The following is a 19,394-nucleotide window of genomic DNA, read 5'->3' as shown; positions in this document are numbered from 1 at the left end:
AGGTGTAATCCACCACGGTTTTTGTCTGCGGAAACAGAAGAGGTGGGTGCCATCGGCTAACCCACCCTACGAAGTCGAGCTACTTCGTCCACACGCCGTCGTGCAGCGCTTCGGCCTCGACCTCCAGCAGCGGCCCGACGACCTCCGTCGGTCGCTGGCCGCTGGCAAAGACCGCGCGGCAGGGCAGGTCGAGGGTCGGGTTCTCCGGATGGTTGCCGGTAACGCCGCGCAGGCGGTGCTCGCTGAGGCCGTAGACGACGCGGCCGATGCCGGCCCAGTAGATCGCCCCGGCGCACATCGCACACGGTTCTGCCGAGGAGTAAAGCGTGGCCTTTGCCAGCACGTCCCGGCCGAGCGAGCGGCAGGCCTGCGTGGCCGCAAGGCGCTCGGCATGCGCAGTGCCGTCGCTATCAGGCATGTAGCCGTTCTCGGTTTCGATCAGCACCTTGCCGTCCGCATCGACGACGATGCAGCCGAAGGGATGGTTGCCATGGGTGAGGGAACGGCGGGCGACCGCAAAGGACAGACGCAGAAAGTGCTCGTCGCGTTCGTCTGCGCCGTCCATCGGTCCTCCCAAAGCATGATCCGGAAAAGTGTACAGCGGTTTTCCGAAAAGATCATGCTCAAACGATTAGTCAGTGTCCCGCCATGTGCCGGCCGACCACGGTGAGATCGGCCTCGCTGGTCCGTGCTTCATACACGAACTCGCCGTGGAACATTACCACGAGGCGATCGGACAATTCGAGCAGTTCATCGAGGTCTTCGCTGACGAGCAGCACCGCCGCGCCGCGGTTGCGCGCCGCCATGATCTCCGCGTGGATCTGCGCCACCGCCGCGAAGTCGAGACCGAAGCAGGGATTGGCGGCAATCAGCACCTCGACGTCGCCGCCGAGCTCGCGGGCGAGCACGGCGCGCTGGACGTTGCCGCCCGAGAGCGCCGAGATTGGCGTATCGGGCGTGCGGGTCTTGATCTTGTACTGCCCGATCTTCTTCCTGGCGTCGTTGCGGAAGGCGCTGCGATTGAGCCACCAGCCGCCGCTGGCGAACGGCGCGCGGTCGAACTCGCGGAAGGCGATGTTGTCGGCGACGCTCATGCCGCCGACACAGGCGTTCTTCAGCGGCTCCTCGGGCAGCAGCGACATCTTGTGGCGCCGCATCTCCTCGCGGCTGGCGCGATAGGGATCGCCTGCGACACGAATCTCGCCGCTCTCGGCCTTGCGCTGGCCGGCCAGCACCTCGACGAGCTGGCGCTGGCCGTTGCCGGAGACGCCGGCGATGCCGACGATCTCGCCGGCGCGCACGGTCAGGGAAACGTCATGGACGGCAATGGCGCCGGCGTCGTCGAGCGCGCGAATTTTTTCCAGTTCCAGCCGCGCCTGGCCGGCTTTGCCGGTACGTGGCGGCTGCACGGTCAGCTCCTCGGCACCGATCATGGTGCGCGCCATCGCGTCTGGCGTGAGCTCAGCGACCTTGCCGGCTCCGGCGAGCTTGCCGCGGCGCAGGATGGTGACCTCGTCGGCGAAGGCCATGACCTCGCGGAATTTGTGCGTGATCATCAGGATCGTCAGCTCGCCCTTGACGACCATGTCGCGGAGCATGCCGAGCACCTCGTCGGCCTCCGCCGGCGTCAGCACCGAGGTGGGCTCGTCCAGGATCAGGAAGCGGCGCTTCAGATAGAGCTGTTTCAGGATCTCGCATTTCTGCCGTTCGCCAGCCGAGATGTCGGAGATTTTTGCAGAGAGCGGGACCTTGAAGGGCATCCGCGCCAGGAAGGCCTCGAGCTCCTTCATCTCCTTCGACCAGTCCACCACGGCCGGCACGTTGTCGCGGGCCAGCACGAGGTTTTCGGCGACCGTCATGGCCGGCACCAGCGTAAAGTGCTGGTAGACCATGCCGAGGCCGAGGGCGTGAGCGTCTTTCGGGTTGGCGATCGCCTGCTCGCGGCCGCCGACGATGATGTCGCCTTCGGTTGCGTGGTAATAGCCCATGATGCATTTGACGAGCGTCGATTTTCCGGCGCCGTTCTCGCCGAGCAGCGCATGGAATGACCCCGGCCGCACCTTCAGCTCGACATTGTCGAGCGCCAGGAAATCGCCGAAGCGCATGGTCATGGCGATGGCGTCGACGCCGAACGCACCTGAGGGCGGGGGCGTTTCGCCGATGATCACGAAATCGCTCCGATGAAGGCGTCGGAGGTGGAGACCGCACCGAACACGCCGCCCTGCATCTTGATCATCTTCAGCGCATGATCGTGATTGCTCTTGTCCGTGGCGCCGCAGCAATCGTGCAGCAGCACGCATTCGAAGCCGCGGTCGTTGGCCTCGCGCATGGTGGTGTGGACGCAGACGTCGGTGGTGATGCCTGTGAGAACGATGTTCTCGATACCGCGTACGCGCAGGATCAGCTCCAGATCGGTGGCGCAGAACGAGCCCTTGCCGGGTTTGTCGATAACAGGCTCGCCCGGCAGGGGGCTAAGCTCCTCGATGATGTCCCAGCCGGGCTCGCCACGCACGAGGATGCGGCCGCAGGGGCCGGGATCGCCGATGCCGGCGCCGATCTGGCGCGAGCGCCAGCGCTTGTTGGCTGGCAGGTCGGAGAGATCGGGACGATGGCCCTCGCGGGTATGGATGATGTGAAAGCCTTGGGCACGCATGACGCTGAGCAGCTTCTTGATCGGCTCGATCGGCGCCCGCGTCAGCGAGAGGTCATAGCCCATCTTGTCGACGTAGCCGCCGACGCCGCAGAAATCGGTCTGCATGTCGATGATGATCAGCGCCGTGTTCTCGGGGCGGAGGTCACCGTTATAGGGCCAGGCGTAGGGCTCGGACTTGATGTAGCGCTCGGGCATGATTTCGCTCTCTAGCGGGTGATCGACAATTCGGCCGGGGCTCCGGTCAGTGTGCGTTTCGGCGAGCAGGTGATGATCATGATCGCCAGCGTCAGGATGTAGGGCGCGGCGTTGAAGAGGTGATAGCCGGAGGTGACGCCAACCGATTGCAGCGCCGGTCCCAGCGCCGCGGCGCCGCCGAAGGCGAGCGAGGCCCACAGACAGAGCAGGGGATCCCAGCGCGCGAAGATGACGAGCGCGACGGCCGTGATGCCCTGTCCGGAGGACAGGCCCTCGTTCCAGCTGCCGGGATAGAACAGCGACAGGAACGAGCCGCCGATGCCGGCGAGGAAGCCGCCGACCATGGTGGCGCGCAGGCGGATCAGCAGCACCGAGTGGCCCATGGCACGCGCCGCGTCCGAGCTTTCGCCGGCGGTTCGAATGAGAAGGCCCCAGCGTGTGGTACGGAAGGCCCAGTACAGGATCGGGGCGAGCGCGACGCCGATCAGGAACAGGACGTTGACGCGTAGCGCCGCGCGGACCTGCGGGATGTCGCTCCACCAGCCGAAATCGATTGCGGGTAGTCGCGGTGCGGTGGGCTCGATCAGCGGCTTGCCGAGATAGAAGGCAAGCCCGGTTCCGAACAGCATCAAGGCGATGCCGACCGCGACGTCGTTGACGCGCGGCAGCGAGCAGATGCCGGCGTGCAGTGCGCCCAGCAGCGCGCCGGTGATGCCGGCGGCGAGTACACCCAGCCACGGTGATCCCGTGAGGTAGGAGATGCCGTAGGCACTCATCGCGCCCATCACCAGCGTGCCTTCGAGGCCGAGATTGATGCGGCCCGAGCGCTCGGTGATGCATTCGCCGAGACTCACGAACAGGAACGGGGTGGAGACGCGAATGGCACCGCCGAGCACGGCGAGCGGGACGGTCCAGAGTCCGATCGATCCGTCTGCCATCAGGATCTTCCCTTCAAGAATCCGATGCGGCCGTAAAGCGCATCGCTGGCCAGCACGAAGACGAAGATGATGCCCTGGAGCACCAGCACGGACGCGTCGGGCAACCCCAGGCGGCGCTGCAAGAGGCCGCCGCTGGCGCTGATGCCGCCGAGCAGGATCGCGACGGGGATGATGGCGAGCGGATTTTGCCGCGCCAGGAACGCGACGAGAATGCCGGTGAAGCCATAGCCGGCCGCGAGATTGGCGTTGGTGCGCCCCTGCACGGCGGCGACCTCGACCATGCCGGCAAGGCCTGCCGCACCGCCGGCGAGGAAGCAAACGGTCAGGATCAGCTTGCTGACGCCGAGGCCGACGATCTTCGCGGCGCGGATGTTGCCGCCGGCAACCCGCGCGGCGAAGCCGAACACGGTGTGGTAGATCAGGATGTAGGCGGCGATTGCGGCGATCAGGCCGAAGACGAGGCCCCAATGCACGTCGGTGCCGGGAATGCTGCCGATCATGTTGGCGGCGCCGATCTCGCGGGTCGAGGGCTTGTTGAGGCTGGCAGGATCGCGCATCGCCCCCTCGACGAGATGGTTGAGGATCGCGAGCGCGATATAGACGAGCAGCAGGCTCGAGATGGTCTCGTTGACGCCGCGATACTGCCGCAGCGCACCGGACAGCATGATCCACAATCCGCCGCCGATCACGCCGGCGATGATCATGGCGATCTGCACGACGAGCGGCGGCATGCCTTGGAGTGCGAGCGCAGCACTCGTCGCGGACAGCGCGCCGATCAGCAGCGCGCCTTCGCCGCCGATGATGACCATGCCGAGCTGCGCGGGCAGCGCGGTGCAGAGCGCGGTGAGGATCAGCGGCGCAGCACGCGTCAGCGTGTTCTGCCAGGAGAACCAGGTGCCGAAGGCGCCGTAGTACATGTAGAAATAGAGGTCGAGCGGATTCTTGCCGAACATCGCGACGAAGATGCCGAAGACCACCAGCGCGCCTGCGAGCGCCGCGCCCGGGATCAGGACATATTCGATCGTGCCGCCGTGGCGTTGGAGAAAGCCGGGGTCGGCGGCCGGGGCAATTGTCCCGGCCACCTCGGCAGAATCCGCCGCTTCCGTGGTCACGAAGTCGCTCCGATCACGCCTTCGACGAGGTAGTCCATCTTCTCCAGTTCGGGATCCTTCTGGCCGCGATCGGTGCCGGCAGGGATCACCATCTTGCCCTTGTTGTCGAGGAGGCCTCCCTTGAAGATCGTGTAGCCTTCCGCCGACAAGAACTTGGCCTTGACGTCGTCGGCATGCTTGCGCGCCTCGGCGGCGACGGCTTCGCCATAAGGCGAGGTCTTGACGATCTCTTCCTTGAGGCCGCCGCGGAAGAAGTTCGGGATGCTCTCGCCGGCGGCGATCATCTTGACGAACTTCGGATAGAGCGCTTCCCAGTTCCACTCGGCGCCGGTGAGATACGCCTTCGGCGCAAGCGGCGACTGGTTGGTGTGATAGCCGCAGACGAAGGCGCCGCGGCGCGCCGCGTTCTCGACCATCGTCTTCGGCCCGTCGACGTGGCAGGTGAGCACGTCCACGCCCTGATCGATCAGGCTGTTGGTGGCTTCGGCTTCCTTGACCGGCATCGACCAGTCACCGGTGAAGATCACCTGCGTCGTGGCCTTCGGGTTGGCGAGCCTGGCGCCGAGGGTGAAGGCGTTGATGTTGCGCAGCACCTGCGGGATCGGCTTTGCGGCGACGAAGCCGAGCTTGCCGCTCTTGGAGGTGTAGCCGGCGACGATGCCGGAGATGTATTGGGCTTCGTCGATATAGCCGAAATAGCTGCCGGCGTTCTTCGGGTCCTTGTCGGTCCAGAGGCCGCCGCAGTGCTCGAAGCGCAGCTTCGGGTACTTGTTGGCCATCTTGATCATGTGTGGATTGTAGTAGCCGAACGAGGTCGGGAAGAGCAGGGTGGCGCCGTCGAGATTGATCATGGACTCGATCGTCTTCTCGACCGCGTCGGTCTCCGGCACCTTCTCTTCCTCGACGACCTTGAGCCCGGGAATCTTCTTCAACGCCGCCGCGCCCTGCGCGTGCGCCTGGTTGTAGCCGTAGTCGTCGCGCGAGCCGACATAGATGAAGCCGATGGTGGTGTCGGCCGCGAAGGCCGGGCGGGCGCCGGCCGCCGCGCCGAGGGTGAGGGCCGCGCCGCCCTGCAACAAATGACGTCGTGAAATCCTGCCAAAATCCATTGCTTGCTCCCCTTGGGCGGATGTCCCGCCTTGATCTCGCGGCCACCGCCGGGTTGGCGGAGCCCTGGATAAGTTGTCGCAAGCTTTGTGCCAGAGGCTATGAAGCGTGCATTCCGATACAAGTATTTGAAAAATAATAGATATGGTTCTTTCGAGAATCCTGCTGAGGAAAATGGCAGATTATTTTATAGGCAATATTGTTTGATTGTATGCAGTGGAGTTAAGCAGTCTTAACCAGCGTTCGCATGTGTATGACCGGCGTCGGACGGTCTGCCGGCAAGGCGCATTCATGCTAACCACGCGCTGATCGGGACGGCGCCGGACGCGTGATTTTGCTGGCACCGAACTTGTATCGATTGTCGCAAGGACTGCCGCCGCTGCGGGTCCCAGAAGATGGAAAGCTCGACCGAGATGGGTGCTGCCACCGCCGTTCAAGATGCATCGCTCGGCAAGGAGATCGTTCGCCGCATCAACGAGCTCGGTGCGATTTCGGAAGAGACCGACAAGCTCACTCGCATCTATCTCAGCAAGGAGCTGCGCGCGGCTGCGGATCTCATCCTCGGCTGGATGCGCGAGGCCGGCATGAGCGCGCATCTCGATGCGATCGGCAATGTCTGCGGTCGCTATGAGGGCGAGCGGCCGGGGGCGCCCTGCCTGATGCTCGGCTCGCACTACGACACCGTGCGCGACGCCGGCAAATGGGATGGGCCGCTGGGTGTGATCACGGCCATCGCCTGCGTCGCCGATCTCAACCGCCGCGGCAAGCGACTGCCGTTCGCGATCGAGGTCATCGGCTTTGCCGACGAGGAGGGGGTACGTTTCGCCTCGACGCTGCTCGGCAGCCGCGCGGTGGCCGGCACTTTCGACGAGAGCGTCATGAACACGCGCGATCGCGATGGCGTGTCGATGCGCGATGCGCTGGTCAAGTTTGGTCTCGATCCCGATCATATCGGCGCGGCCGCGCGGACCCGGCGCGAGCTGCTCGCCTATCTCGAATTGCACATCGAGCAGGGCCCGGTGCTGGAAGCCCAGAGCCTGCCCGTCGGCGTGGTCACCGCGATTGCGGGCGCGACACGGCTGGCCGCACGGCTGAACGGCATGGCCGGCCACGCCGGCACCGTGCCGATGGCGCTGCGCCGTGACGCGCTCACTGGAGCTGCCGAATGCATCGGCGCGATCGAGCAGTTCTGCCGGACCGACGAGGGCGGCCTGGTCGGCACCGTCGGCTACATCCAGGCAAAGCCCGGCGCGACCAATGTCATTCCGGGCGAGGTGTCCTTCACCATCGACATGCGCGCGCCGACCGACATGCACCGCAAGCGTGCGGTCGCCGACGTCGTCCGACAGGTCGAGGCGATCGCCAAGCGCCGGCAGCTGGCGCTCCAGCTCGATGTCACCCATGAGAACCGCACCGCACCCTGCGCGCCCTGGCTGAAGGACCAGATCGCGCGGGCAATCGCCGCGGAAGGCGTGTCCGTGTTCGAACTGCCGAGCGGGGCCGGGCATGACGGCATGGCCATGATCGACATCGCCGATGTCGGCATGATCTTCGTCCGCTGCCGCGGCGGCGTCAGCCATCACCCGGACGAGCATGTCGAGCTCGCCGACGCCGACGCCGGCGCCCGGGTGCTGCTCAGGGTGGTCGAGAATTTCCGGCCGCGGGCGGCGTAGGCGAGCGTCATGAGCCCGCAGGTCACCGGGTAGAGATACGAATCAGTCATGTTTAAAATGGTGGCCGCCATCACCGGGGTCACGAGACATCAGCCGATTGACGGACATGAACAGCGACATCTCTTTTCCATCACATCGCGAGAACCGGTTTTACCAGGGCATGGCTGCGACGTTTGTCGCCAACGCCCTTCAGGCGGTCAATTTTCTCGGCGATCGATTCCTGAGACAATCGCCTCATTCGTTGTCGGCCATTGAGGACCTCTACCGGCATTCGATGGACAGCGCCTTCTCGGTGACCGAGGCTTTCCTCGTCACGGGGGCGCCGCACGCCTCCGCCTATTACCCGCGCGATTTCGCCTGGTTCTATCCTGACGTTCTCGACCCCGAGACTATCATGGATGCACAGGACGCGGTGCGGCGGGTGCGCCTGCTCGAGAAGAGCGTTCGCCTGTTGCTGGAGGCGGTTCGCGCCGATGTCGTCACGACGACCATCGTCCCGGCGGGACGCGCGCGGTATCTCGGCGTGAACTATTTCTCGCGCCCGTCGGACACGCTGCTCGGCATTCTGGCCGGCCTCCGGCAGATGATCTCCGCCGAGGAGAGGGCGTCGTCCTATCTGGCGATGTCACAATGCGCGCATGCCGGCCGCTTGCTGCTGGCCGAATACGGCGGCGACCTGAAGCGCGCGACCCTTCAGCTCGCGAGCGAGCTGGAGCCGTTCGACGACCACGGTGTCAGCTATTTGCTCTGCGACGCCCGCGCGCCGCGTTCCGCGGCGACGGACACGCGTGCCGAACGAAGGCGTTTCGTCACCAACGCCTGCGTCTACACGACGTTCGCGTGGGCCGTGCAGCTCGGGGTCGTCGACGAGAACGAGCTGAAGCGGCTGCTCGGACGCGACCTCGCGCAATACAAGAAGGACCTGCTCCGCCTGTTCGGCAAGGGCGGCTATATCAGGCACTCCCTGGATGGCCCCGCGAGCTCGCCGGTGTCATCGGTCGCCCTGGACTTCGTCGGCGTGCATCGCGGATTTTGGGATATGAGCGAGGCCAGCGAGCGCGCGCTGTTTGCGGCCACGACGGATCTGATCATTGCCGAACCGCGTTTCCGCATCCCCAGCACGTTTCATTTCCTGGTGTCCGCCGATAATCCCCGGAACAAGATGATCCACAAGATCGCGGCTCCCGCCTACCAGGGGCGTTCGTCCTGGCCGACGTTCAACGTCGAATTTGCCGATCGCATGCTGGACTATGATGAATTCTCGGGAGGGGATACCTATCGGGCCTGCGCGCAAGGGATATTGAAGGACATCCGGACCGCGACCGAGGTCCATGGCGGTTATCAGGAACTGATCTCGGAACATGGTCTGAAATATCGCACCTGGGCTTACAAGGGCGCCGTCGCTCACTCCTGGTTTCCGCGCTTCCTGTCCGTTTGGAGGAGGGCGTATGGAACGCCGCTCCTCCAGTGGAATGATTGATCCGCAGGCGCTATCCCGCCGTCACGTCCACCAGTTCGCCGCCTTCGAGCACCTTGGCCGCCGTGGCGCGGTCGAGGTCGCCTTCCCAGGCCGCCACCACGACCGTCGCAACGCAGTTGCCGACGAGGTTGCCGAGCGCGCGGGCCATGCCGATGAACCAGTCGACCGAGAGCACCAGCACGAGGCCGATCGCCGGAATGCTCGGCACCGCATTGAGCGTCGCGGCCAGGATCACGATGGCCGAGCCCGGCACGCCGTGCGCGCCCTTCGAGGTGATCAGGGACACGCCGAGCACCAAGAGGAGATCGCCGAAGGACAGCGGCGTATTGGTCGCTTGCGCGATGAACACGACGGCGAGTGTGAGGTAGATCGAGAAGGCGTCGAGGTTGAAGGAATAGCCGGTCGGAATCACGAGGCCAACCACGGAATCCTTCACGCCCATCCGCTCCAGCTTCTTCATGATCTGGGGCAGCACCGCGTCCGAGGACGCGGTCGCGAGCACGATGGTGAGCTCCTCGCGCAGGTAGGCGAGGAATTTGAGGATGTTGATTCCGGCGAGCGCCATCACGCCCCCGAGCACGCCGAGCACGAAGATGCCGACCGAGACGTAGAACAGCATCACCAGTGAGACGAGCTGCTTCAGCGAGCCGACGCCGTATTTGCCGACGGTGTAGGCGACTGCGCCGAGCACGCCAAGTGGAGCGACACGGACGATAAGCCCCATGACGCGGAACAGCACGGTGGAGGCCGAGTCGATGATGGAGGTGACGAGCGCGCCCTTCTCGCCGCCGACGAGCGCAAGACCGACGCCGAACAGCACCGCGAAGAACAGTACCTGAAGCACGTCGTTGCGCGACAGCGCATCGAAGGAGGTGGTCGGGATCACGTTCATCAGAAAGGCGCCGATGCCGCCGCCGGACAGCTTGTGGGCGTTGTCGGCGTAGGTGTTGAGCGCCTTGGCGTCGAGCGTCGAGGGATCGATGTTCATGCCGTGGCCGGGGCCAAAGAGGTAGGCGAGCAGCAGGCCGACCACGAGTGCGACCGTCGTCATGACCTCGAAATAGACCAGCGCCTTGACGCCGACCCGGCCGACCTTCTTGAGGTCGCCGGCGCCGGCAATGCCGTGGACGACGACGCAGAACACGATCGGCGCCACGATCATCGAGATCAGCTTGAGGAAGGCGTCGCTGAGGATCTTGAGCCCGATGGCGAAGTCCGGGACCGCCATCCCCAGGATGACGCCAAGCGCCAGCGCGGCCAGGACCTGGACGAACAGTGAGGCGTAAAGCGGTTTGCGCTCGGCGGCCGGGGCCGCGGCAATGGTCGACATGGTGGACTCCCCAATTTGACGCGTCTTGGACGTCAAAAAGGAGCAACTACCGTGCCAGAATGTCGCGGTGGGAACCGAAAACGGCCCTATTCCGCCGCCTTCGCAGTCTTGCCGAACATCCGCGTCGGTACCGGGAAGCCACAGGAACTGCCGTCGGTGACCTTGACCTGGTCTTCCCACGGCAGGCGGAAGGTGCCGGCGACCATGTCCTGCATGAAGGTATAGGGGCAGTCCATCGCGCCGCCCTTCACGGCGACATAGCCGCGGTGCCAGAGCTGGTAGATGTTGTTCTCGACGCCCCAATTGATCCGCGCCTCGCGCACGAGGTCGGGCCGCACCTCGGCGGTGATGATCTCGTCGGCGCGACCGGTGGTGCCGTGCGCCAGCACCGTGCCGTCGAAATTGACGATCATGCCTTCACCCATGGAATCGAACGAGCCATCGCTGCCGCACATGCAGACATTCGCCGTCACCATCAGATTCTGGAACGAATTGGCCTGGTTGGTGAAGCGCCAGGCTTGGCGGATCGGAGCAGTGTAGCCGGCGGTACGGATCATGATCTCGGCGCCCTTGTAGGCGCATTCCCGCGCCATCTCCGGGAACATGCCGTCGTGGCAGATGATCAGTGCGATCTTGGCGCCCTTCGGTCCCTCGATCACGGGAATGCCGATGTCGCCGGGCTCCCACGGCTCGACCGGAATCCAGGGATGGAGCTTGCGGTAGTACAGCTTGATCTCGCCGTGATCGTCGATGATCAGGCCGGAGTTGTAGGGATTGCCGTGCGGGTTGAACTCCATGATGGAGAAGCAGCCCCAGATCCCGTTGTCGACGCAGGCCTGCTTGAAGGCCGCGACTTCGGGCCCGTCGAGCCGGCACATGATCTCGGGATTGGTGTCCATCGAGAGGCCGTGCAGCGAGTATTCGGGGAACACCACCAGATCCATGGTGGAAAGGTTGCGGCGCGCCTTGCCGACCATCCAGACGATACGCTCGGTCTGCTTTGCCAGATCGGCCCGAGTGACGACGTTCGGCAGTTGCAGCTGCACCAGCCCGATGACCACGCCCTCAGGCGATTTGTTCAGCCCGCCAAGCCCGTTCATGATCAGCTCCCTTGCTGGAACCAGAGCGCAGCGCCGTTGCGCGCCATCGTTTCGTCGAAGAGCAAATCCGATTTCGACGATGCGCAAAAGTCCATTTTTCAGGCGGGCGGCCGAAAGTCGTGCATCGCGTGATGCGCCCGCCGCCCCCAGGGTGCCGACGCCCATTGCTGCGGCGCGGCGTGCCTCAAATCTCGGCTTGACCCTCCAAATCGACGGATGTCAGACTTCTGACATGAGTACAGCAAAGCGACATATCGCCAATCTTCGCGACGAATATGCCGAGATGACGCGGCAGCGCATCGTTGCGGCTTTCGTCGAGACGCTGGAGGACGAGGCGGCCGACGATATTTCCATGGCGGCAGTGGCCAAGCGCGCGAAGGTGGCTGAACGAACCATCTATCGGCACTTCAAGACCCGCGCGGAACTGTTTGCTGCGGCCGGCGAATGGATCGAGGACAACGTCTTCAGCTACATTCCCTTCACCTCGCCCGACGAGCTGCCGGAGATCTTCCGCAAGCTGTGCAAGCGGTTCGACCGCCATCCGCATCTGGCGCGCGCCATTGCGATGACGCGGGCCGGCCGCCGGGTACGCGCTGGCTTCCGGCGGCATCTGATCGACCAGCATCGCAAGGCGATGGCGCCGCTGGTGCAGCATCTCCCTGCGAAGGAGGTCCGTCAGGCGGAGGCGCTCGCGTCCTATCTCAACAACGTGCTGGCCTGGAATGCGATGCGCGAGGATTTCGGCATGTCCAGCGCCGAGATCGCCGACGCGATCGAGTGGGCGCTCACCACCCTCCTGAAGGACGTTCGGCAGCGCGATGCCGCCGCGGCGCGCAGCGGCAAGGCCGGCAAGTCGCCGCGGAAGCGAGCCACGATCCGCGAACGTACCGGCGTAGAGTGAGGTAGGCCATGAATGCGATCCCCGACGATCTTCTGATCAACGCGCCCGACGAGGTTCGCATCCGCCAGGATCTGGTGCTGACGGCGCTCGGCCGGCGCCCGGCCGATCGTGCCTTGCGGGTCGGCAGGTTGCTCGATGTACACAGCCGCACCTGGAGCGAGGATCAGGAGATCGTCTTCAAGGGCCGGCGCATCGCCTGGGTCGGACCCGCCGGTAGCTATCCGGGCGAGGTCCGCGAGCGGGTGCATCGGCCGGACGTTGCGGCCGTGCCCGGCTTCGGCGAGGTGCACAAGCATATCGAAAGCTCGCATCTGACGCCGGAATGGGAAGCCGCGCTGGTGCTGCCGCACGGCAATACCTGGACCTGCGAGGCGAGCCATGAGTTCTCCAACGTCAACGGCGCGCGCAATCTCGAATTCTGGTTCGAGGCACGCCGCCGCGGCTCGCCGCTCAAGATCTTTCCGCAGCCCGGCTCGGCGGTTCCACCCACGGCCTATGAATGGGGCGGCGGCTGGTATGGCCACGATGAGCAGGCGCGCTTCATGAGCGAGAGCCTAATGGTGACCGGGCTCGACGAGGTCATGGACTGGCCAGCGGTCTGGAATCCCGACAATCCGTCCTACAAGCGGCTCTGGGGCATGATCGAGGCGACATTCGCGGCGCGCGGCGTCGTCGAAGGCCATGCCTCTGGCTTGCGGGATCTGCCCTCCATCAACGCCTTTGCCGCGGCCGGGCTCGCGTCCGACCACGAAGTGCAGACTCCGGAGGAAACCTGGGACAAGCTCACCCGCGGCCTGTTCGTCGAGCTGCGCGTCTATGCCATGGACGAGATCGTCAGATGGCTGCTCGCGAAGGGTCTGCAGGACTGGTCGCAGATCGCGTTCACGACGGATGACCGCAGTGCGAGCCACACGCTCGAGCTCGGCGCCAGCGACCACAATGCGCGGGTCGCGATCGAGGCCGGCCTTGCGCCGGAAATCGCCATCCAGTGTCTCACCATCAATCCGGCGCGCCACATGCGCCTCACGCCGTTCGTCGGCAGTCTGGCTCCAGGCCGTTTCGGCGACGTGGTGCTGCTTTCGGATGTTGCCAAACTCACGATCGCCGAAGTGTGGGCCGATGGCGCCCAGATCTCCGAAGGCAAGCGCTACGTTGGCCAAGTGCCCGAGATCCTCTGGCCGGACTGGGCAACGAAGACGGTCAACATCAAGCGCTCGATCCAGCCTCAGGATTTCGAGCTGCGGGCCGAGCCCGGCCGCACCACGATGAAGGCGGCCGTGATCCGTCCCTTCCATTGGCATCCCGAATTCTACACCCTCGAACTGCCGGTGCGCGACGGTGCCGTGCAGCGCGACGAGAGCGAGGCCATCACCAAATTTGCGATCGTCGACCGCTTTTCGGGCGACGGACGCATCGCAAAGATGTTCTGGCGCGGTTGTGGACCGCGCACGCCGGAGACGGCAGTTGCCTGCTCGGTGGCGCACGACAAGCACAATATCTGGGTGGTCGGCTCGTCCGACGCGGCGATGGCGAAGGCGGTGAACGCGCTGATCGAACTTCAGGGCGGATGGGCGCTGGTGCGCGAGGGCGAGCTCGTTGCAACCGTGCGCTTCGAGGTCGGCGGGCTGATGAGCTGCCGCTCGGCGCAAGCGCTCGATGCCGAGATGCAGGCGCTCTACGCGGAGGGACGCAAGGTCGACTGGATGTATGAGCCGACCTACCGGCCACGCTGGTATCCGGGATTCCCCGAGCGGCTGATGTTCGCGACGCTGACCTGCGCGCCCTGGAGCTGGGTGCTGGTGGCGCCGTGTGAGCAGGCGCCGCTCGGCTTCATCAACGTGCAGACCGGCGAAGCACACCCGGTGGTCTGGTAGGGGGAGGATTGGGATGAACGAGATGACGAAGCCGCAAGCCGCCTCCACGGAGCCGGCGCCGCGCGCAGCCGCTGGACCGCTCGATCGTATCTTCGGCCTCACCGAACGTGGCACGAGCGTCGGCCGCGAGGTGATGGCCGGCGCGACGACGTTCGCAGCGATGGCCTATATCATCGCCGTGAACCCGGCGATCATGTCCAACGCCGGAATGGATCGTGCCGATCTGGTCAGCGCCACGGCACTCGCCGCGATTGTCGGCTCGGTGATGATGGGGCTGTGGGCCAACCTGCCGCTCGCTGTTGCGCCGGCGATGGGATCGAACGTCATCTTCACCTATGTCATCGTCAAGCAGATGGGCATGCCCTGGCAGGGCGCGCTCGCCATGGTCGCCTTCACCGGCGTTCTGTTCCTGATCCTCAGCCTGTCGAAGCTGCGCGAGAAAGTCGCGAAGGACGTTCCGGAGGCACTGAAGATCGGCATCCAGGCGGCCGTCGGCACGCTCATCGTCTTCATTGCGTTGCGCGGCGCCGGCTTCGTGGTCCAGAACCCGTCGACCTACATCGCGATGGGATCGCTGCGCAGCCCGCCGGTGCTGCTGACGCTGTTTGGCCTCCTGCTCACGCCGGTGCTGGTGGCGCGCCGGGTGCCGGCGGCGCTGATCCTGTCGATCGCGGTACTCACCCTGATCGGCTTCTTCGTTCCCGGCGGCAACGGCAAGATGGTGACGTCGGTGCCTTCGGCGATCATGTCATGGCCCCGCTGGCCGACCAGCACCTTCATGGCGCTCGACGTCGGCTATCTCTTCAGCCATTTCGTTGTGGCGCTGCCGCTGCTGTTCTATTTCCTGTGTGCCGAGTTCTTCTCGACGCTTGGCACGCTGATCGGCGTCACGGGCGCCGCCAATCTGCGCAAGCCCGATGGCTCGATCCCGAACGCCACCGCCGCATTTGCAACCGATGCGACGGCATCCATCGTCGGCCCGCTGCTCGGCACCTCCGTCGTCACGGCGTACATCGAGTCAATCACCGGCGTGCAGGCTGGTGGCCGCACGGGACTGACTTCGCTGACCGTTGCGGGACTCTTCTTTCTCGCGCTGTTCTTCTGGCCGGTCTTCGTCATCATCCCGCCACAAGCGACTGCGCCCGCGCTGGTGCTGGTCGGTGTGTTGATGATGCAGGGGCTTGCCCGTATCGACATGACCGATCTCGGCAACGCAGTTCCGATCGTGCTGACGCTGCTCGTCACCGTTCTGACCAATAACCTCATCAACGGAATGGCCCTGGGCACGCTGAGCTACATCGCCCTGGAAGTGGCTGTCGGCCGGCGGTCGCAGATTCCGGCGATGGTGTGGGGGCTCGGCGCCGTGTTCATCGCTTACGCGATCGTGATCGCCCAGATCTTTTGACGCGCGGGCGCTACGCCGCGAGATCCAGCAACTTGCACGATCCGCGCACCAGCGCCTTGCGGCCGGCCAGTGTCATCGCTGGCGTGCCGTCATCGACGACGACGAGGCCGAGCTTGACGAGGCTTTCGACGACATAAGCCTTCACGAGGCGACCGTTCGACACCGGGTTGCGAAGCGCCTTCAGCGCTTCCCATTGGTCGGGTGAAAGATCGAAGTCGAAATCGTTGCTCATGTTGCCTCAAGCGATCGTACCGTTCGCACGCCTCTGTTAACGGCGCTGCATGAAGACCATGCGACGACAATGAGTCGGGAATTCGGTGGGCGGTTTAGAACTTCTCTTCACGAATTGCCGCACTTCGTTGCGCCACAAGAGTTAAGATCGTTCGCGCACGAATATCGTCCCGATCTGCGATCACTAATTGATGATTGCCTCTTGATCGTGCGGAGCTACCGCAGTGCACGGGAAGTATTGCTGTCCCATTCTGCGTCGCGATATGCACACAAATCGTGAGGCGAGGAGGTGCGGGAGTTTGCTACGTTGATTCGCAGGGGATTGGCTTCACACGACAGGAGTGTGAGTGCATGAACAGGCTGGTGGAAATTCGCAGTCAGGAATTCCTGTGCCGGGAGCGCGCCGCGCTGGATTCGGAGCGCCGGGTGTTCTGGCTCGCGCAGGCCCAGGAATGGGAGCAGCGCGCACTCGACGAAATTGCGTATCACTTTCGGGAGTGCAACTTCGTCCAGGCCGAGTTGGCTGCCGCCTGACGCCAGACGACGGACGTGATCGTCGTCTACTGATAAGTCGCCACGATGTCGGACACTGCGCGCTCGAGCTGCTGCGCCGTGGCGCATTGGCGCACCACGCTGCAAAAGGTCGCATAGCGCGGCATCTCGGAATCGCCAAAGCCCCAGGCGAGCCGCCCCTCGGGATTGAGCCAGACCAGCCGCTTCGAGCGCTCGGAGATCCGGCGCAGGATGTCGGCGCGTGGATCGAGATTGTTGCTGCGGGCATCGCCGAGCACGATCACCGTCGTCTGCGGCGTCAGCGCGCTCATGAAATCCTTCTCGAAATCGACCAGCGACGAGCCGTAGTCGGATGAGCCGAAGCCGACTTTGGACATGATCTCGGCCATCGCCTCTTCCGGCGATTTCGCTTCCAGGATGTCGCTGACCTCGATCAGGTGCGAGGAGAAGGCGAAGGAGCGGACGTCGTCGACCACCTCGTGCAGCGAGTGGATCAGGAGCAGGAAGAAATCGGAGACCTGCGCGACCGAGCCGGAGACGTCGCAGAGCGCGACGATTTTCGGCCGGTCGCGATGCTTGCGCTTCCACGCCGTGAGGAAGGGCACACCGCCCCAGGCCGCGTTACGACGCAGCGTGCGGCGGACGTCGAGATGCCCGCGGCGCTGGCGCTTGCGTGGCTTGGAATAGCGCTCGCGCAGGCGGCGCGCGATCTGGCGGATGAGGGCGCGCATCTCGGCGACCTGGCGCCGCTCGATGCGCGCAAGCGGCGCATTGCGCAGGATATCGTTGCGGAGGTTCTCGGCCTCTTCGCGGGCATAGAGCGCAAGCCCCTGCGAGACGGTGTCGCGGACCGCTTCGCGCAAGGCGTCGAGCGCGGCGCGCAGGCGCTCGGCCAGCGCGGGATTGGTTGCAGTCAGCTGGTCGAGGTCGTCGCGCAGGCGCTGAAGGCCCATGGCGTCGAGGATGCGGCTGGAGAAGATGCCGCGCTGCGTGGAATAGCGGATGTCGGACAGGGACGCGGCGCCGGCCGCGCTGGCGATCGCAGCCGCGGTCGCATTGCGATCCTGCGACAGCAGCATCTGCGCGAGCGGGCCCAATTCCTCTTGCGGCGAACCGCCGCCCGCATCACTGGCCGCTCCGGAAGAGGGAGCTTGATCCGTATCCTGCGACGCATCCTCGTCAGCGCCCTCAGGCTGCTCCTGCCGCGGCTCGGGCTGGCTGAAGAACAGGTCGAAGCAGTCGGCGAGCGCGAGTTTCTCGTCCTGCGATTTGGCGAGCGTCAGAAGCAGGGTGTCGCGCAGGATGGTTCGGTCTGAAAAGCCGACCTGCGCAACCGCGCGCATCGCATCGATGCTTTCGGCGGGCGAGACGTGTACGCCGGCGCCACGTGCTGCCCGAAAGAAACGATGGATGTTCTCGCGCATCGGCGTCAACCGAAGACGTTGGATCGTGCTGCCTTGGCAATGAAGGTCGTGATCTGGGGCTGGGCCGCCTCGATATCGGCTTCGTATTTCAGGAGCACGTTGAGCGTGTCCTTGACGATCTCGGTGTCGAGCTCGGAAGCCTGAAGCAGCACCAGCACGCGCGCCCAGTCGATGGTCTCGCTGACCGAGGGCAGCTTCTTCAAATCCAGCGAGCGGATCTCGTGGATGAATCCAACCATCTGCCGCCGCAGCGTCTGCGAGATGCCGGGCACGCGGCTCTCGACGATGCGCTCCTCCAGCCGCTGCTCGGGGAAGCCGATATGCAGATGCAGGCAGCGCCGCTTCAGGGCATCGCCCAGGTCGCGCTCGCTGTTGGAGGTAAGGATCACCGTCGGCGGTGTGATGGCGGAGACGGTGCCGAGTTCGGGGATCGTGACCTGGAAGTCCGAAAGGATTTCCAGCAGCAGCGATTCGAATTCCGCGTCAGACTTGTCGATCTCGTCGATCAGCAGCACGCAGCCGCCCGGCTGCTCCAGCGCCTGGAGCAGCGGCCGCGGCTCGACGAACTCCTTGGAGAAGAACACGTCGCCGAAATCGTGGAGCTGATCGAGCGCAGCGTGCAGCGTCTGCGCGCCGCCGAGCACCTCGCCGAGCTTGTCCTTGAGGATCTGCGTATAGAGAAGCTGCTTGGCGTATTTCCACTCATAGAGCGCCTTGGCCTCGTCGAGGCCCTCGTAGCATTGCAGGCGGATCATCTTCATGCCGCGCCAGGCGGCGATCGCCTTGGCAAGCTCGGTCTTGCCAACGCCCGCAGGGCCCTCGACCAGGATCGGCTTCTCGATCTGCTGCGACAAATAGACGGCGGTCGCGATCTGGCGGCTCGCGATATAACCCTGCGCGGCGAGGCCGCTCTCCACTGCCTCGATCGCGGTCGAGGGCTTCTGTTCAGCCACGAATGGGCGCTCCCAAAGGTCTTGCTTGAAGCCTGTTCTGCCTGCGTTCCAGGCAAAGGACAAGCCTCCTTTGGGAGACATCAGACCCGCGTGAACGGCGTTTTTTCCGCTTAACGCAAATACTTGAGCGGTTTTCCGATCGCGCGGTCAGTGCCGCAGCAGCTCCGGCTTCCGGATCGTCTGCCGGACCTCGGCGCCGCAATCGGCGCATTCATAAACGAAGTCGATCTTGGCAAGGCTCCAATGCGGTTCGACCTCGCGCACATACATCGGCAGGAACCCCATGCAGGTGGGGCAATTCACGGGCGCGATCTCGACATCCTGATGATGCTGTACATAAGCCGGCATCTCGGTTCTCCTTCGCAGGCGACCACCAAACCCCGCGCAAAAGCTACTGCCGGTTGCCCCGAGGCCGTCATCAACTCTTTCGAACAGAGGCGGAACGGCGGGCATTTGTCGTTCGCTGTGACATTCTTGTTACGTCTCTGTACTGTAACGGGCAGAT

The 19,394-nt window shown here is 64.6% G+C and carries 18 protein-coding genes; 6 read left to right on the top strand and 12 right to left on the bottom strand.

The genetic code is table 11. The annotated features are described in order from the left end of the window. Positions 1-79: 79 nt before the first annotated feature. From XI08_RS25285 to XI08_RS25260, 6 genes are all read right to left on the bottom strand, one after another. On the bottom strand, positions 80-565 hold the full coding sequence (locus XI08_RS25285; RefSeq protein ID WP_271576430.1) for a nucleoside deaminase: 486 nt from the start codon (positions 563-565) through the stop codon (positions 80-82). A gap of 70 nt (positions 566-635) precedes the next feature. Continuing rightward, complete coding sequence (locus XI08_RS25280) at positions 636-2,168, bottom strand: ABC transporter ATP-binding protein (RefSeq protein ID WP_271576429.1); 1,533 nt, start codon at positions 2,166-2,168, stop codon at positions 636-638. Continuing rightward, positions 2,165-2,848, bottom strand: a complete 684-nt coding sequence (gene biuH, locus XI08_RS25275) for a biuret amidohydrolase (protein ID WP_135176642.1) — start codon at positions 2,846-2,848, stop codon at positions 2,165-2,167. Before biuH ends, XI08_RS25280 begins: the two co-directional genes overlap by 4 nt. Before the next feature lie 11 nt (positions 2,849-2,859). Next, a complete protein-coding gene (locus XI08_RS25270; RefSeq protein ID WP_007612833.1) occupies positions 2,860-3,786 on the bottom strand; it encodes an ABC transporter permease in 927 nt (308 codons plus the stop codon). After that, positions 3,786-4,898 carry an ABC transporter permease gene (locus tag XI08_RS25265; protein WP_271576428.1) on the bottom strand — a complete coding sequence of 371 codons (1,113 nt, stop codon included), beginning with the start codon at positions 4,896-4,898 and terminating at the stop codon, positions 3,786-3,788. The genes XI08_RS25270 and XI08_RS25265 overlap by 1 nt, the downstream gene beginning before the upstream one ends. Further along, entirely contained in the window at positions 4,895-6,007 is a 1,113-nt protein-coding gene (locus XI08_RS25260; RefSeq protein ID WP_271576427.1) for a BMP family ABC transporter substrate-binding protein, read from the bottom strand. The genes XI08_RS25265 and XI08_RS25260 overlap by 4 nt, the downstream gene beginning before the upstream one ends. 411 nt (positions 6,008-6,418) lie before the next feature. Here XI08_RS25260 and XI08_RS25255 point away from each other — a divergent pair, with 411 nt between their 5' ends. Together XI08_RS25255 and XI08_RS25250 are read left to right on the top strand one after the other, a co-directional pair. Beyond that, the gene (locus tag XI08_RS25255; RefSeq protein ID WP_271576455.1) at positions 6,419-7,678 is read left to right on the top strand and encodes an allantoate amidohydrolase; all 1,260 of its coding nucleotides are present in this window, start codon (positions 6,419-6,421) and stop codon (positions 7,676-7,678) included. Between the two features lie 106 nt (positions 7,679-7,784). Further along, positions 7,785-9,158 carry a hypothetical protein gene (locus XI08_RS25250; protein WP_271576426.1) on the top strand — a complete coding sequence of 458 codons (1,374 nt, stop codon included), beginning with the start codon at positions 7,785-7,787 and terminating at the stop codon, positions 9,156-9,158. Positions 9,159-9,168: 10 nt separating this feature from the next. On the opposite strand, the gene XI08_RS25245 is transcribed toward XI08_RS25250, so the two are convergent. Further along, positions 9,169-10,488, bottom strand: coding sequence for a dicarboxylate/amino acid:cation symporter (locus XI08_RS25245; protein WP_271576425.1), 1,320 nt, complete (start codon positions 10,486-10,488; stop codon positions 9,169-9,171). Between the two features lie 86 nt (positions 10,489-10,574). Then, the gene (locus XI08_RS25240; protein WP_271576424.1) at positions 10,575-11,588 is read right to left on the bottom strand and encodes a formamidase; all 1,014 of its coding nucleotides are present in this window, start codon (positions 11,586-11,588) and stop codon (positions 10,575-10,577) included. A gap of 232 nt (positions 11,589-11,820) precedes the next feature. On the opposite strand from XI08_RS25240, the gene XI08_RS25235 reads away from it, so the two are divergent. Genes XI08_RS25235 through XI08_RS25225 form a run of 3 tightly spaced genes read left to right on the top strand, consistent with a single transcriptional unit; the run spans position 11,821 to position 15,768 of the window. Then, the gene (locus tag XI08_RS25235; protein WP_271576423.1) at positions 11,821-12,489 is read left to right on the top strand and encodes a TetR/AcrR family transcriptional regulator; all 669 of its coding nucleotides are present in this window, start codon (positions 11,821-11,823) and stop codon (positions 12,487-12,489) included. Between the two features lie 8 nt (positions 12,490-12,497). Continuing rightward, positions 12,498-14,363, top strand: coding sequence for an adenine deaminase (locus XI08_RS25230; protein WP_271576422.1), 1,866 nt, complete (start codon positions 12,498-12,500; stop codon positions 14,361-14,363). A gap of 13 nt (positions 14,364-14,376) precedes the next feature. Further along, a complete protein-coding gene (locus XI08_RS25225) occupies positions 14,377-15,768 on the top strand; it encodes an NCS2 family permease (RefSeq protein WP_271576421.1) in 1,392 nt (463 codons plus the stop codon). Positions 15,769-15,778: 10 nt separating this feature from the next. Here XI08_RS25225 and XI08_RS25220 read toward each other — a convergent pair whose 3' ends face one another. After that, positions 15,779-16,000 (bottom strand): hypothetical protein, encoded by a 222-nt coding sequence (locus tag XI08_RS25220; protein ID WP_271576420.1) that lies wholly within the window; start codon positions 15,998-16,000, stop codon positions 15,779-15,781. A gap of 350 nt (positions 16,001-16,350) precedes the next feature. Between XI08_RS25220 and XI08_RS25215 the strand changes: the two genes are divergently transcribed. Then, positions 16,351-16,533, top strand: a complete 183-nt coding sequence (locus XI08_RS25215) for a hypothetical protein (RefSeq protein WP_271576419.1) — start codon at positions 16,351-16,353, stop codon at positions 16,531-16,533. A gap of 26 nt (positions 16,534-16,559) precedes the next feature. On the opposite strand, the gene XI08_RS25210 is transcribed toward XI08_RS25215, so the two are convergent. The 3 genes from XI08_RS25210 to XI08_RS25200 form a co-directional block, all read right to left on the bottom strand. Then, positions 16,560-17,936: a vWA domain-containing protein gene (locus XI08_RS25210; protein ID WP_271576418.1), complete on the bottom strand. Its 1,377-nt coding sequence runs from the start codon at positions 17,934-17,936 to the stop codon at positions 16,560-16,562. 5 nt (positions 17,937-17,941) lie between these two features. Next, the gene (locus XI08_RS25205; protein ID WP_025576438.1) at positions 17,942-18,889 is read right to left on the bottom strand and encodes an AAA family ATPase; all 948 of its coding nucleotides are present in this window, start codon (positions 18,887-18,889) and stop codon (positions 17,942-17,944) included. A 147-nt stretch (positions 18,890-19,036) separates the two neighbouring features. After that, positions 19,037-19,237: a hypothetical protein gene (locus tag XI08_RS25200; protein WP_027545881.1), complete on the bottom strand. Its 201-nt coding sequence runs from the start codon at positions 19,235-19,237 to the stop codon at positions 19,037-19,039. Between the last annotated feature and the right edge of the window lie 157 nt (positions 19,238-19,394).

It is taken from the genome of Bradyrhizobium sp. CCBAU 11361, from assembly GCF_028128935.1.
GTDB lineage: Bacteria > Pseudomonadota > Alphaproteobacteria > Rhizobiales > Xanthobacteraceae > Bradyrhizobium > Bradyrhizobium niftali.
Note: the sequence above shows the minus strand (reverse complement) of the source record. Positions and strands in the feature narration are given on the sequence as shown.